The sequence below is a fragment of the Burkholderia sp. 9120 genome, from assembly GCF_000745015.1.
Classification (GTDB): domain Bacteria; phylum Pseudomonadota; class Gammaproteobacteria; order Burkholderiales; family Burkholderiaceae; genus Paraburkholderia.
The window spans coordinates 3,809,068-3,822,095 of the sequence record NZ_JQNA01000002.1 but is presented as its reverse complement, the minus strand read 5'-3'; the positions used below and the strand labels follow the sequence as shown (position 1 = coordinate 3,822,095).

Here is a 13,028-nt window from a genome sequence, read left to right as displayed (position 1 = left end):
GCATGGAAAAAAGCGCGCGCCCCCGTCTCACCACCGGCCGCAAAAACAGGCCAAGGCGAAAGCGAACCTCTACGACGCTACGCACGCGGGCGTACGTGGACAAACCTACGTCATACCGGCGATGTCTGTCGACAAAACCGCGTAAAGCAGTAAAGCAGATCAGCGAGCAGCCGGCGGTTCATCGCCAAACAGATCGGCGCTCGCCTCAAGTGTCTGGCCGTGCAACTGCTTGCCGTGAATCTCGCGCGCAATCACGTCGCCCACATACGGCACTTCCGCATTCAGTTCGACCGTGGCGTACGCACTGGGCTTGCCGGCGTCGACCACCTCGATATGCTTCGCGTAATGCCCGAGCTCGCGTTTGAGGAATTCCCGCACCTCTTCGGCGCTACAGGATTCCGCAATGTTGCGCACGATCAGGTTCATGCGGCCTACCCTCGGCGCGCGCCGCGACCGGAATTACGGTCCGCGCTCTGCACGCGCACGGGGCGCAGTGCCGCGCGTTGCTTCGCCTGCGCGGCCGCGAGTTCGCGGATCAACGCGGCGCCGGCAGCGCCCAATGCAGCCAATGACAAATAGAAGGCAATCATTTAAATCTCCCCAGCGAAATTCGTCCTATTTTCAGCATAGTCACAATCGACCACAAAAGCGATGCGACACAGTGTCGTCAAAGATGAGCTTTTAAAGACCTGCCTGAATGCACTGTACCTGAATAACGTCGGTCAAAAATAGCAAAACAGCTGTTCATTTAACGATCCAGGCCCGGTCATGCGACCAACGTGACACGTCGGTTGCAAAAAACGGGCCTCGATATGCAGTGCCGCAGCATCCTGCCGGGGGACGTGCGCAACGCGCGGGCTGATCGCGGGGAGCCGATCAGTCCGCTGCTTGCACGTTGGCGGCGCTCACCCACCACGCATTCTTGCCGTGCGGCTGCTGAACCAGCACCGCCGAAGGATCGTCGACGCCGTCGTCCGCGACTTCGCACACCGCGAGACCGTCGGGCAGATGCCTGACCTCGCCGGCCTCCTGGAACAGCGCGACCCGTTGCGCGTTCAACGGTCGCAGTTGCTTGTACACGTCGAAGCTGATGGCGGCGGGCACGTCGCCGCGAATCCGCAACGCGTCGGCTTTACCGCACAGCACGGGCTCGGCGGCCAATGCGGCGGCGCTGCCGAACAGACAGCTAGAAGCAAGCGCCGCGGCGGCAAGACGTGAATGGTTCATGGTGATTCTCCGGAAAAAATGTGGGGCAGCGCGCCGCCCTCGACAAACAAAGCGGCGCGATTCAATACGGGTGGATGAACGAAACCGATGCCGCGCGCGGAGGCGCACGGTCGCACGGTCGCACGGTGTCATGGCGGACTATCGTGCCCGGCGCCGCGCTCAGCGCTTTCGCCGGTCGCGACGTCGAGCCGGCTGATGTCGCAAGAGGTTTGACTGAAGCCCGAATACACCACCGACAAATTACCGACGATCGCCGCCTGCGCCTCGGCGAGGCTCAATTTGCCCTCGCATACGCAACGCTTGAGCATGACCGCCGCGCGCGCCTTGCGGCGCTCGCCCTGCTGGCCTGCCCACGGCAGAAGATCGAGATTGGCGGGCGCGTTCGGCGAACCGCCCAACACGACCGGCACGCGCCGGTCGATGGCGAACGCCGCGCCGTTATCGGACTCGATGCCGCGTTCGGCAAGCAAGCGATTCTTGTGCGCCATCAGTTCGCCGAACGGCGGCGCTACGGTGTCCGCGTAACCGGTCCGGCAAATCGTCTCGCCGACGGATTGCTGCGTGACGCGTTCGTCGAGCATGCCGGCCTCTTGCGCGCAGGCCTCGCCCATACGCACCGCGAGTGCCACGGCGAAGCCGAGCAGCAACACGACGCGCGCCCTGTCGCGCGAACGCGCCAAGCCGCAACGGCGTGTCAGCACCGGCGCAACTGCCTCTTCGTATTCGTAAGTACCGCTGGTCGGGTCGCTGGAATGGTAAGAGCGACGCCCGTTTGCAATGCCTGCGTTCATCGGTCGGCGCGCCGGTAGCGGCACGCAATAGTTCAATTCGCGGACCAATTAGAACACATTCAAAATGCTTACGTAAAACTCCGTGCCTCACGCTTGTCCGTGGACAAGCGTGAGGGTTCGTTCCCTCGCGTCAGCACACGGCTAACAACGCCGCTTACTTCGCCACGCGAGCCTGCAACGCGCGGATCCGGGTGAGCGCCTGCGTGTTCGACACCGTCGTGTCGTACATCTTTGCGAGATCGGCCTTCAGCGCCGTGCGCGATGCGCCGTCGAGATACACCATATGCCCGGACGGATAGAAGCGCGCCGACAGGTTCTGCCGGACCTGCGCGCTGAGCAACGGCATTTGCTGAAGATCGAGCACGGTCTGATAGAACGGCGTGACGAAATCGTAGAAGCCGTTCGCCGACAGCACCTTGAGATCGGGATTGAGCGCCATCACGGCGGCGAGATCGCCGGCGGTGTAGAGAATGACGTTGCCCTTCGCGTCTTTGCCCTTCTGCGCGCCGGTCGGATCGATGTGGCTGAAATCCCAGTACTGGAACGCCTGATCGTTCAGATCGGTGAACGACGAATTCGACGTGTACTTCAACTGCTCGTTCAGATACACGTTCCACGTCGTCGTATGGACGCCGGTAACCGCCGTCATGGTCGGATCGTTGCCGCCCGAGTTCGGGTCGATCTTGCCGGCAATGCCCGTTTCGATCGCCGTCACGCGGCCGTCATACTCGCCGAGCGCGAGCCCCTGCGATTTCAGCAAGGTGGTCAGGAAAAGCGAATTGCCGCGACTGTCGTACGACGCGATATCCAGGCTCCACGCTTGCAGGGTCGCTTTGTCGATGCCGGTGTATTCGCTCAGTTTCTCGACCGTCGCGGAATCGGTAGTCGGAAATTTGCGCAGCGCGGCCAGATAGTCGGTGCGCGCGAATTGCGCCACCTCTTCCGCGAACGTGCCGAGATCCGTGGGCCGTGGCGCGATGCCGAGTTTCTTGTGATACCACGCGTCCGCCGCCGCGGTGGGCAGCGCGCCGACCGGATTGCCGGACTGCGTGTAATCGAGAATCGACGATTGCAGCGTAATGCCGTTCAGATCGACGCCGTCTTCATGCAGCCGGTAGGCCAGCACGCAACTGCGCGCCGTGCCGTACGACTCGCCGTACAGATACTTGGGCGAATTCCAGCGGTTGTTCTTGGTCAGAAAACGCTTGATGAACTGCTTGAGCGAATCCGCGTCCTGATCGACACCCCAGAAGGCGCGATTGGTCTTCGGTGCAATGGCCGCCGAGTAGCCGGTGCCGACCGGATTGATGAAGACGAGGTCGCTCTTGTCGAGCAGACTGTCCGGGTTGTCTTCCATTGCGTACGGCGCGGGCGGCGTGAAGCTCGGCATCGCGGTCTTGATGCGGCGCGGCGCGAACGAGCCCAGCAGCACGAACACCGAAGACGACCCCGGACCACCGTTATAGAAGAACGTGACCGGGCGCGTTTCTTCCTTCTGGTTATCTTGCGTGAAAGCCACGTAGAACAGACTGGCCTCGGGCAGCGAACTGCTCGGGTCGACGATGACAAGGTGGCCCGCAGTCGCCGTGTAATCGATCTTGTGCCCGCCGATCGAGATCGAATGATGAGTGACCGCGGCGGTCTCGGCGGTATTGGTAATGGAATCGTCCGGCCCATTGCCGTAGGCAACCGGATCGAAGAACGGCTGATCGCCGCCCTTGTGCGCTGCGCCAGCGGCCCCGGCTGCGGCCGAAGCATGCGCATTGTGCGACGACTGCGGACTAGCGGAAGCTGACTCGGTGTTCGTCATGATCGCTCCATGGGTACGTTCACGTCTGGTTGGCCGTATCTGCCAACCAGACTATAGTGCGGCGGCTACCTTCTGACCATTGGGACTGCCGAGTCCCGTGCAGGCGTCCCAGCCCACGGACGCCTCGTAACTCCCGTTATTGCCTTGCGTGATGTCGTTGCACACGCCGGCCGCCTTGTACAGCTTGGGGTTGATAAAGCCGACCGGCTGGCCTTTCGCCGCATTGATCCGCGCGATCAGCGCGGCCCACAGCGGCGCAACCGCGCTGGTGCCGCCGACCACCGTCTGCGTGCCGTCGATCAGCACGCTGTAGCCGGTCACCGGCGAGGCGTCGCCCGCCACGTCCGGCACGCCGCGCCCGCTGAGCGGCGTCTTGACGCCCTTGGCCGAGGTGGACGACAAACCCTGCTGCCACACCGGCACCGGGAACGCCCGGCTCACGCCGCCGCCGGTCGCGCCGCCTTGCGAGCCGTCGTTCCACACCACCTCGTGGGTGATCGACGTGCCCGACGCGGTCAGATTCGTGCCGCCGCAGGCCAGCACATACGGACTTGAAGACGGAAAGTCGACCTCGTTGCCGCTGCTCACGCCGTCGCTCGACCCGCTGTCGCCCGAGGCCACGCAAACTGTCACGCCGAGCGCGGCGGCCGACTGCAGTGCGCTGTTGAAGGCCTGCAACGACTGGCTGGTCCAGTTCGATTCCGGGCCGCCCCAACTGATCGAAATCACCGATGGCTTGTTGGTCGTGTCGTGGATCGCGCGGCTCACCGCGTCGATGAAACCGGCGTCGCTGTTCTGCGTGAAATACACCGCGACCGTCGCGCCCGGCGCGATCGAGCCGACGATCTCGACGTCGAGCGTGACTTCGCCATCCGGACCGGACGGGTCGCCGCTCGGCTGATTGCTGCCCTGGTCGACGCCGACCGATTTCACCGTGGGCGACCCGACGCCGAGACTCGCGAAATACGATTTGAGGTCGGACGTGTTGTAGCCGCCGCCGAGTTCGACGATGCCGACGCACTGCCCGCTGCCGTCGCCCTGCGGATACTGATAGAGCGCCGCGATCTGCGGCGGCGTGAATGAAACCTGATGCCCCTTCGCCGGCTGGAACGGCGGCCGGATCCGGAAGTGCGGCCGCGCCGGCGGCCGATTGTCGAGCCCGAGCACGGCTTCGACCACGCCGTGCAGGTCGTCCGGCACGCTGATCGTGCCGGTGCGGCCGCGGAACTGGCCGGTGGTGTGATGTTCGTAGTGCTCCAGCTGGACCCCGAATGCGGTCTGGAACTGCGCGATCGTGCCGCTCAACAGGACCGAGCGCGCTGCCGGATCTTCACGCACCACCGTCAAACCGTGCGCGGCGGCGAATGTCTTGACCTTCGCGAGGTCCTCCGGCGCGGCGCCGTAGTCTTTGGCGAAGGCTTCGCGCGACAACGGCTTGACGCCCGGGTCGCCCGCTTCGATACGGCTCATCAACGCATTGAACTGCGCCTGCTGCTGACGGCGCACCATCACGAACACTTCGATCCGCTCCGACGGATCGCATTGCCCGACGACTTTCGAACCTTCCTCTGCCTTTCGCTCGCTGCCTGGCAGCGGGTGCTTATTGACCATGGTGTCGACTCTCCTGTTGGCGTGACGGCGCAGACCGCAAAGCGGACCTGACGCACCGCACGCGTCGCTACAAGCTCATTGCCGGACGAGACGGACTCGCGCGGCACTGTGCTGATTCAAGGACTTCGCCAAACCGTCCGACCAATGCATTCGACCACAGTTCCGGCGCGCGCGGCAGTTAGCCGAATGGCTAACGTCGCGCCGCATCAATGCGCATGACCGACCGCCCGCGCTATGATGCTGCAGCGGCAATCCAGCCGTTACATTGCCTCGCGCGCCACCCGCGCGCACGATCAAAGAATCAGAGGAACCCCATGTCAATTTCGATGTATCAAGCATCCCTGCCCGTACTGATTCGCGGCCTGACGAACCTGCAAGTCATCCTAGGCAAGGCTCAGGCGCACGCGGCGGAAAAACAGATCGAGCCGTCGGTGTTCACGAACGCGCGACTCGCGCCGGACATGCTGCCGCTGGTGCGCCAGGTGTATATCGCGAGCGACACGGCGAAGGGATGCGCCGCGCGTCTGGCCGGCGTCGAAGCGCCGAAATATGAAGACGTCGAACTGAGTTTCGACGACCTGCATGCCCGCCTTCAAAAGACGATTGATTATCTGAAGGAATTCAATGCAGAACAGATCGACGGTTCGGAAGCGCGTGAGATCACGCTGAAAATGCGCACCGGCCCGATCGAGTTCACGGGCCTGTCTTATCTGCTGGGGTTCGTGCTGCCGAATTTCTTTTTCCACGTCACGACGGCCTACGACATCTTGCGTCACAACGGCGTCGAACTCGGCAAGCTCGATTATCTGGGCGGGATCAAGTAACGCTTAGTGACGCTTAAACACGCGGCTGGAAGGCGATGACGGCCATGCCGGCCAGCGTGCGTGAACCGCATCCCCGTGCGCGGTTCTCTATCGGCTGTATTAACACAATCAGTTGGCGTGCAGGCACGGTGCATGCGAGAGTCCTGCTGTCCTTTACCGATCGCTACCCACCATGAGCACCGAGTCTCCCTGTATCGACATCTGCAAGTTCGACAGCAAAACCGGTTTATGCATTGGCTGCTTGCGCACGCGCGACGAGTGCAAAAGCTGGAAGAAGATGAAAGACAAGCATCGCAGGAAAATCATCGAGGACCGTTCGCGCCGCGAGCATAAGCTAAATAAATAGACGCGACGGCCAGGCACGCCGCGTTGGAAACCCGGCGCAGCGGCGGCCCATCAGGCCACTGTCGCGCCGCCTTGACTCATCGAGTCAGGTCAAGCCGCTCAATCCAGCGAAAGCCGCAGCGCGAAACCGATCAGCGCCGCCGAAAACGTCCAGCGCTGCAAAGTCTGTGCGAGCGGATGCGCCCGCATCCAGCCGGCAATGCGCGCCGCGCCGACCGCGAACGACACATCGAAGCACGCGCCGACGGCTAGCAGCACCAGCCCCAGTTCGACCATCTGCAACGCCACCGGCCCCGCCTCCGGGCGCACGAATTGCGGCAACAGCACGGAACAGAACAACAGCGCTTTCGGATTCAGCAGATTGGTCAGCAAGCCCTTCACGAACGACGCCCGCAACGGCTGCGGCTCCACGCTCGCAACGGCTGCCGCTGCGCCCGTTTCGGGCAACGCAAACACCGGCGAACGGAAAATCTGAATCCCGACCCACGCCAGATACGCCGCACCGCCATAACGCACCACTTCGTACAACCAGGGCGCGCTGCGCAATAGCGCAGCCACTCCGCAGGCCGACAGCGTGACGTGCGTCGCGCGCGCCAGACCCAGGCCGCCGGCGGCCGCGAAACCGCTACGCACGCCGCGTCCGATACTGGTTTGCAGGACCAGCGCCATGTCCGGCCCGGGCACGGCGTAGACGACGAACAGCGCAGCGATATAGACGACCAACAGGTGTGCGGAAATCATAGAAGCCTCTTGTTTTAAGGGCTCTATCTTGCCGCTGTCGATGGAGGGTTTGCTGGCGAATTGCTTGACCGACCACGTAAAAATTGGAGGAATACGCTAAAATCTTGCCTCCCCGGCACGATTCGCCCTAAGCCCTTCGCAAGCGCCCAAAATCATGACAACCGACCTCGATAAAACCGACCGCGCGATCCTGGCCGCGCTGCAGAAAGACGGCCGCATGTCGAATGCGCGCCTGGCCGATCTGGTGGGGTTGAGCGAGACGCCTTGCGCGCGTCGGTTGAAGCGCCTCGAACACGACGGCTATATCGACGAATACCGCGCGGTGCTGTCGCGTTCCGCGCTCGGCCTGGGCGTGGTGGCGTTCGTCCATGTGCGCTTCGCGGTGCACGACCGCGCGCTCGCGACCCGCTTCGAGCGCGAGGTGCAGGCGATTCCCCGCATCCTGTCGTGTCACAACGTGTCGGGCAGCGCCGACTACATCCTGCAGGTGGTAGCGCGCGATCTCGACGATTACGGCACCTTCATGCGCGACGAGATGCGCAGTTTGCCGGGCGTAACGTCGGTGGAATCGGCCTTGTCGTTGCGCGAAGTGAAGGCCAACGGTGGCCTGCCGCTGTTCTGAACGCGAACCGCGGATCGTGGCATAGTCACGCCTTTGATGCGGCGCGAGCCGCCTGAACGAGCACGGAGTTTTTCATGGAACACGACAAGGCGCGAGCCGAAGAAGCAGCCGCGATGGAACGCGTATTGACCGCGACCCAGCGGGTCAAGACGGCGTTCACGTCGCTGCAATCGCAATTTCCGCCGGCAGGTAGCGGCCAGCCGTCGCAATTCGCGCTGACCACATTTGACGCCGCCCTGCAGGAACTCGAAGACGCCCAGGCTGCGTTCGACGAACTGCTGGGCGACCTGCTCGACGGCAATCGTTGAGGTGAGTGGGTTCGAGCCGGCCGGGTTCGAACCGCCTCCTCAAAAAACAATAGTGGTCCGCAGCCCCACGACCGCCTCATTGCCCACGCGCTGCGCCGGATTCAGCGGATCCGGCACGCCGCCCGCCGGCCGGAACACGTACTGAACGTCCGCCTGCAGCTGCCACCACGGCGCGACCTGATACTGATACGTGGCCTCGACCACGGTCTCCGCACTTCGCGACGGATAACCCGGCGCGCCCAGCGCCGCGCTATCGCTCGCCAGACCCTGTGCATGCGAGCCGATCTTCGCGTAGCCCACCGCCAATCCGGCGACGTCGTTATCACGTCCCTTGAACGGCGCCTTGAGCGTCACGCCCGCGTTCACGCCGAGGTCCACCAGATTGCGATCGCCCGGCGCGCCCATGATCCGCGCGAACACGCCGACCGATTGCGGGCTATCGCCGCCGCGCTGCCAGACGGTCTGATCGGCGACCGCATAGACGCTGTAATCGCCCCGATGGTTCGCCGCCACACCGCTGCTCGCCGGATTCGCAAGCGAGAGCCCGGTATTGTCGAAACGCTGGTCGGCGAAATGCTGCGTGCTGTACCAGAAGCCGAGCTTGTAGGTCCCCGGCAAGCCGGTCGACGTTACGCCCAAGCCGCTCGCCGGCGGCGGATTGATTGCGTACTGCACTTCGCCGATGAACAACGTGCCGCCGCGCAGAGTGAAATTCGTGCCGTGACGGTTCTGCTGCTGCGGATCGCCGACGTCGCTACCGGCCGGATTACCGTTGAACACGCCGGCCAGCACGGTCCATGCATCCGATGGTTTGGCACGCACGCGCACCCCGAGCGACGCCAGCGGATAAGCCGGCCCACCCGCCGGCAGATCGATCGACGGCAACACCGGCCAGCCGAACGTTGCGTTGAGGAAGGGCGTGGCGAACTGGCTCACCATGAATTCCTGGTCGAGACTTTGCTGCCCGACCTTCACGTCGACCTTGCCGCCGATCAGCGATTGCTGATACCAGAGCTCCCACAGTCGCGTGGTGCTATCCGCTTCGATGCCGCTCGCGCTTTGCAACGTCTGCAGATTGCGCGTGCTGAGATTGCTGCCGTGTATCTGCAAGCCCGACACGTTGAAGGTGCCGCCGGGCAGGCCGAGCGCTTTGTCCGTATCGACGACGAGGCCGAACTGGGTCAAGCCGTCGTAGGCGCCGCCGCGTTTCGTGCCGCCGCTCAGGTTGTTCAGATACTCGCTGGTTTCCTGCAGGCTGAAGGTCACGCCGTAATGGCCGAGCCAGGGGCGCAAGCCGCCCATGTCGCCGAGCAGCGTGGCGCGCTCCCAGAAACCGGCCGGTGCGGCAGGCGTCGGCTCCGATGCGGAGGATGTCGGCTCCGACGCGGCAGGCGTCGGCTCCGATGAAGACACGGGCACCGCCACAACCGCAGGCCCTACTGTCTGCGCCAACACCGAAGACACACTCCCAACCGACAACAGCAACGTGAGTCCAACCGGAATCCCAGCCTTCCATCGCCCTGCTTTAACGATCCTGGCGGCGTCGAGTTCCGCCCCACCAAACCGCACATTGCGCGCACAGCGCGCCACCTCACCCGCCGACGACATTTTTTCGAACATAAGCTCACTCCCATCGAGCCTGGCTTGAACCGGGCGATGTAAAGACGTGACCGTCCCTCGCAAGCGACGTTGCGATAGCGATCAAAAAGAGGGAGCGTGCTGCTGACTGACCGGCGAGAACCGGTCACTGAAGAAGCGCGCTAACCCGAACGGAGCGAGTTAGCGGCGAAGGAACGATCCTGCTGCTAACCCGCGGATACTGCGCCGGCGCAAACCGGCGTCGGACTTCCACTACTAGAGCATGTGTCCACGAGGGACTCCATTTGACGAGACGGGCGGATTGTATTCGGCACGTCTGGAGAATCGCAAGTAAAAACCGCGTAAAGGCCGCGTAAAAGATATCGCACTCCGAATCCTCGTAACTAACGCGCGATAGCACGCACCTGAGCGCATTGAACACGACCCCGGAATCCTTCATCGGCCAGCCGTTCCTGTCGCTTCTGAAAGACTTCATGGCCTTTTTGCAACGCGTCGCGCGTGATTCGCGAGACAGCCAAAGAATATTTGCTTCGCTTAACGAAGCATGTTGACTTCTGCTTGCGGGAGTGCATAAAATTCGCCCGTCTTCACAAACGGGGCCAATGCCTTGGACTCAAGCAGTAGTCGATCTTCGAACAGTTTCACTGCCTGACCAGCACGACGCCCGCGCTCTCTTTTCTCAGCCGCCGTCTTGCCAGCAGGCAGACGGTGCGCGCCGTAGTAACCCTCTCCGTGCACCTTATTAACTAGCGCCATTCGGGCGCGGCGTGCTTTCGTACCTCCGCATTCCGTCTGGCACCGCGTCGCGAGCCCTGGCTCGCGGCCTCGCTGGCTCACGCCGGTTCGAATCGTTCGTTTCGTTCGAATCGCGGCGTGGTCCGGCGTGGCTAAACACGTGGGTATCGAGCGCACCAGGCTTCCAGTCGTCCGCGATTCGAGGCCCGCGCCGGTACACACCGCAAATAAGGAGCCGCCATGCCGGACAGTGACAGTTATCCCAGATGCCGACCCATCGCCATTCAAGTTTCGTTTTGCCTAAGGAAAGCAGGTAGACGTATGCCGCCGCGCGCCTAGCGCCGCCGCTCCGTGTCTGCCGGCTTTCCGCACACCGCGTAAAGCCCGCGTCAATGCCACGTAAGACATTACGCACGGAGAAAAAACATGTACATCGCTATCCTCGTTCCGACACTGCAACAAACCCACATTCACAGCGACGCAGCCCTCGCGCTGCACAGCATCAAGCCGCACTGGCTCGTCGTGTTCTGGCATCGCGTCAAAGCATTGGCTGCTCACGCCGCGACGTTCTCGCTGTCGTAATCGACTCACCCCTATCCGCAGCACGCCTTCGCGATCCGCATGATCGGCCGTCGTTCGACGACTGACGCCCAGCGGATCCTGAAGGCGCGCCGCATCCGTTCAACCAGTCAATCCAATCAGGCGGCACATCATGTCCACTCCCATCAACGTCTCACCGCCACGCAGCGCGGTTCTCGACGAGGCGCACATCGGCGATATCAAAGGCGCGCTGGGCACCATCGCCCATCACGACACCGCGCCGCGTAACACCTGGTGGGCGCGTTTCCGCACGCTGCTCGCGATTCTCGGCCCCGGTCTCATCGTGATGGTCGGCGATAACGACGCCGGCGCCTTCGGCACCTACACGCAAGCGGGCCAGAACTACGGCACCACCTTGCTGTGGACCATGCTGCTGCTCGTGCCCGTGCTGTTCGTCAATCAGGAAATGGTGCTGCGTCTGGGCGCCGTGACCGGCGTCGGCCATGCGCGGCTGATCTTCGAGCGCTTCGGCAAGTTCTGGGGCGCGTTCAGTGTGGTCGATCTGTTCATTCTGAACGCGCTGACGATCGTGACCGAGTTCATCGGCATTACTTTCGTGCTGGATTTTTTCGGCATTCCGAAGGTGGCCGGCGTGTGTATCGCCGCGGCGGTAACGATGGCCGCGGTCAGTACCGGCAACTTCCGGCGCTTCGAACGCTTCGCCGTGGTGCTGTGTCTGCTGAGCCTGTTGCTGGTGCCGGTGCTGGTGTCGATTCATCCGCCGGTCAGCCAGATGGCGCACGACTTCTTCATTCCGAACTGGCCCGCTCATTCGAAACTCAGCGACGTGATGCTGCTCGTGATCGGCATTGTCGGCACCACCGTCGCGCCGTGGCAGCTGTTCTTCCAGCAGAGCTACATTGTCGACAAGCGCATCACGCCACGCTTCATGAAGTATGAAAAAGCGGACCTGTGGATCGGTATCGTCTTCGTGATGATCGGCGCGGTGGCGATGATTTCGTTCTGCGCGGCGCTGTACGCCGGCAAGCCGGAGTTCGGCAATTTCACGGACGCGGGCGGCGTGCTAGCCGGCCTCGAGAAATACGCCGGGCGCACCCCCGCCGTGCTGTTCGCGATCGCGTTGCTCGACGCGTGCATCATCGGCGCGGCGGCGGTATCGTTGTCGACCGCTTACGCGATCGGCGACGTGTTCAAGATTCGTCACTCGCTGCATCGCGGCGTGTCGGACGCGAAGGGCTTCTACCTGGTCTACTTCGGCATCATTGCAGCGGCCGCGACGCTGGTGCTGATTCCCGGCAGCCCGCTCGGCCTGCTGACGGAAGCGGTGCAAACGCTCGCGGGCGTGCTGCTGCCGAGCGCGACCGTGTTCCTGCTGCTGTTGTGCAACGACCGCGCGGTCCTCGGCCCGTGGGTGAACTCGAAGAAACTCAACTTCTTCACCGGCGCGGTGGTGTGGGTACTCGTCATGCTCTCCATCATTCTGACGGCATCGGTCATGTACCCGGACATTACCGGCGAAACGATTATCGAAGTACTCGCAGGCGGCACGCTGATGGCGGTGGCAGGTTATGTGGCGACGCTGGTGGTCCGCAAGCGCCGGCTCGACTCCGCTAACGGCATGGCACGCGAAACGGAGCCGGTCTATGCGAAGGGGGCTCGCGACACATGGCGCATGCCGCCGCTGGAAGATCTGCCGGCGCCGCAATTGACGATGTCAAAACGCGTGTGGATGGGGGTGCTGCGCGGCTATCTGATCGTGGCGGTCGCGCTGGTGATCGTGAAGGTCGTGCAGATGACGTTGCTGCACTGACGGAAGTTTCGCCGGTTGCCGCGCTCGCGATTGTTCAGTGCGGG

14 protein-coding genes are annotated in these 13,028 nt (G+C 63.0%); 6 read left to right on the top strand and 8 right to left on the bottom strand.

Annotation, left to right across the window (positions count from 1 at the left end):
• Nucleotides 1-159 precede the first annotated feature (159 nt).
• The 6 genes from FA94_RS25355 to FA94_RS25335 all read right to left on the bottom strand — a co-directional run bounded on the left by FA94_RS25355 (nt 160) and on the right by FA94_RS25335 (nt 5,439).
• Entirely contained in the window at nt 160-426 is a 267-nt protein-coding gene (locus tag FA94_RS25355) for an RNA-binding protein (protein ID WP_035556375.1), read from the bottom strand.
• 5 nt (nt 427-431) lie between these two features.
• Nucleotides 432-590, bottom strand: coding sequence for a hypothetical protein (locus FA94_RS39250; protein WP_197070244.1), 159 nt, complete (start codon nt 588-590; stop codon nt 432-434).
• 286 nt (nt 591-876) lie between these two features.
• Nucleotides 877-1,227, bottom strand: coding sequence for a hypothetical protein (locus FA94_RS25350; protein ID WP_035556373.1), 351 nt, complete (start codon nt 1,225-1,227; stop codon nt 877-879).
• A gap of 128 nt (nt 1,228-1,355) precedes the next feature.
• The gene (locus tag FA94_RS25345; RefSeq protein WP_035556370.1) at nt 1,356-2,018 is read right to left on the bottom strand and encodes a hypothetical protein; all 663 of its coding nucleotides are present in this window, start codon (nt 2,016-2,018) and stop codon (nt 1,356-1,358) included.
• Nucleotides 2,019-2,172: 154 nt separating this feature from the next.
• A complete protein-coding gene (locus FA94_RS25340) occupies nt 2,173-3,828 on the bottom strand; it encodes a S10 family peptidase (RefSeq protein WP_035556368.1) in 1,656 nt (551 codons plus the stop codon).
• A 51-nt stretch (nt 3,829-3,879) separates the two neighbouring features.
• Nucleotides 3,880-5,439 (bottom strand): S53 family peptidase, encoded by a 1,560-nt coding sequence (locus FA94_RS25335; RefSeq protein WP_035556367.1) that lies wholly within the window; start codon nt 5,437-5,439, stop codon nt 3,880-3,882.
• Between the two features lie 314 nt (nt 5,440-5,753).
• Here FA94_RS25335 and FA94_RS25330 point away from each other — a divergent pair, with 314 nt between their 5' ends.
• Nucleotides 5,754-6,263 carry a DUF1993 domain-containing protein gene (locus tag FA94_RS25330; RefSeq protein ID WP_035556365.1) on the top strand — a complete coding sequence of 170 codons (510 nt, stop codon included), beginning with the start codon at nt 5,754-5,756 and terminating at the stop codon, nt 6,261-6,263.
• 172 nt (nt 6,264-6,435) lie between these two features.
• Entirely contained in the window at nt 6,436-6,609 is a 174-nt protein-coding gene (locus FA94_RS25325) for a DUF1289 domain-containing protein (RefSeq protein WP_035556363.1), read from the top strand.
• A 98-nt stretch (nt 6,610-6,707) separates the two neighbouring features.
• Here the strand turns inward: FA94_RS25325 and FA94_RS25320 are convergent, their stop codons facing one another.
• Nucleotides 6,708-7,349 (bottom strand): LysE family translocator, encoded by a 642-nt coding sequence (locus FA94_RS25320; RefSeq protein WP_035556361.1) that lies wholly within the window; start codon nt 7,347-7,349, stop codon nt 6,708-6,710.
• A gap of 154 nt (nt 7,350-7,503) precedes the next feature.
• On the opposite strand from FA94_RS25320, the gene FA94_RS25315 reads away from it, so the two are divergent.
• Entirely contained in the window at nt 7,504-7,971 is a 468-nt protein-coding gene (locus FA94_RS25315) for an Lrp/AsnC family transcriptional regulator (RefSeq protein ID WP_035556359.1), read from the top strand.
• A 74-nt stretch (nt 7,972-8,045) separates the two neighbouring features.
• Nucleotides 8,046-8,279 carry a hypothetical protein gene (locus tag FA94_RS25310; RefSeq protein ID WP_035556356.1) on the top strand — a complete coding sequence of 78 codons (234 nt, stop codon included), beginning with the start codon at nt 8,046-8,048 and terminating at the stop codon, nt 8,277-8,279.
• A 39-nt stretch (nt 8,280-8,318) separates the two neighbouring features.
• Here FA94_RS25310 and FA94_RS25305 read toward each other — a convergent pair whose 3' ends face one another.
• Nucleotides 8,319-9,899 carry a carbohydrate porin gene (locus tag FA94_RS25305; protein ID WP_231585029.1) on the bottom strand — a complete coding sequence of 527 codons (1,581 nt, stop codon included), beginning with the start codon at nt 9,897-9,899 and terminating at the stop codon, nt 8,319-8,321.
• Between the two features lie 1,140 nt (nt 9,900-11,039).
• Between FA94_RS25305 and FA94_RS38795 the strand changes: the two genes are divergently transcribed.
• On the top strand, nt 11,040-11,195 hold the full coding sequence (locus FA94_RS38795; RefSeq protein ID WP_156126702.1) for a hypothetical protein: 156 nt from the start codon (nt 11,040-11,042) through the stop codon (nt 11,193-11,195).
• Nucleotides 11,196-11,325: 130 nt separating this feature from the next.
• Nucleotides 11,326-12,984 (top strand): NRAMP family divalent metal transporter, encoded by a 1,659-nt coding sequence (locus FA94_RS25295; protein ID WP_035556352.1) that lies wholly within the window; start codon nt 11,326-11,328, stop codon nt 12,982-12,984.
• Nucleotides 12,985-13,028 lie beyond the last annotated feature (44 nt).

Bases quoted from the DNA above. Each gene is read 5' to 3' on its own strand.
- FA94_RS25345 (WP_035556370.1), bottom strand. From the start codon at position 2,018: ATGAACGCAGGCATTGCAAACGGGCGTCGCTCTTACCATTCCAGCGAC.
- FA94_RS25340 (WP_035556368.1), bottom strand. From the start codon at position 3,828: ATGACGAACACCGAGTCAGCTTCCGCTAGTCCGCAGTCGTCGCACAAT.
- FA94_RS25325 (WP_035556363.1), top strand. From the start codon at position 6,436: ATGAGCACCGAGTCTCCCTGTATCGACATCTGCAAGTTCGACAGCAAA.
- FA94_RS25295 (WP_035556352.1), top strand. From the start codon at position 11,326: ATGTCCACTCCCATCAACGTCTCACCGCCACGCAGCGCGGTTCTCGAC.
- FA94_RS25335 (WP_035556367.1), bottom strand. From the start codon at position 5,439: ATGGTCAATAAGCACCCGCTGCCAGGCAGCGAGCGAAAGGCAGAGGAA.
- FA94_RS25305 (WP_231585029.1), bottom strand. From the start codon at position 9,899: ATGTTCGAAAAAATGTCGTCGGCGGGTGAGGTGGCGCGCTGTGCGCGC.
- FA94_RS25350 (WP_035556373.1), bottom strand. From the start codon at position 1,227: ATGAACCATTCACGTCTTGCCGCCGCGGCGCTTGCTTCTAGCTGTCTG.
- FA94_RS25330 (WP_035556365.1), top strand. From the start codon at position 5,754: ATGTCAATTTCGATGTATCAAGCATCCCTGCCCGTACTGATTCGCGGC.
- FA94_RS38795 (WP_156126702.1), top strand. From the start codon at position 11,040: ATGTACATCGCTATCCTCGTTCCGACACTGCAACAAACCCACATTCAC.
- FA94_RS25355 (WP_035556375.1), bottom strand. From the start codon at position 426: ATGAACCTGATCGTGCGCAACATTGCGGAATCCTGTAGCGCCGAAGAG.
- FA94_RS39250 (WP_197070244.1), bottom strand. From the start codon at position 590: ATGATTGCCTTCTATTTGTCATTGGCTGCATTGGGCGCTGCCGGCGCC.
- FA94_RS25310 (WP_035556356.1), top strand. From the start codon at position 8,046: ATGGAACACGACAAGGCGCGAGCCGAAGAAGCAGCCGCGATGGAACGC.
- FA94_RS25315 (WP_035556359.1), top strand. From the start codon at position 7,504: ATGACAACCGACCTCGATAAAACCGACCGCGCGATCCTGGCCGCGCTG.
- FA94_RS25320 (WP_035556361.1), bottom strand. From the start codon at position 7,349: ATGATTTCCGCACACCTGTTGGTCGTCTATATCGCTGCGCTGTTCGTC.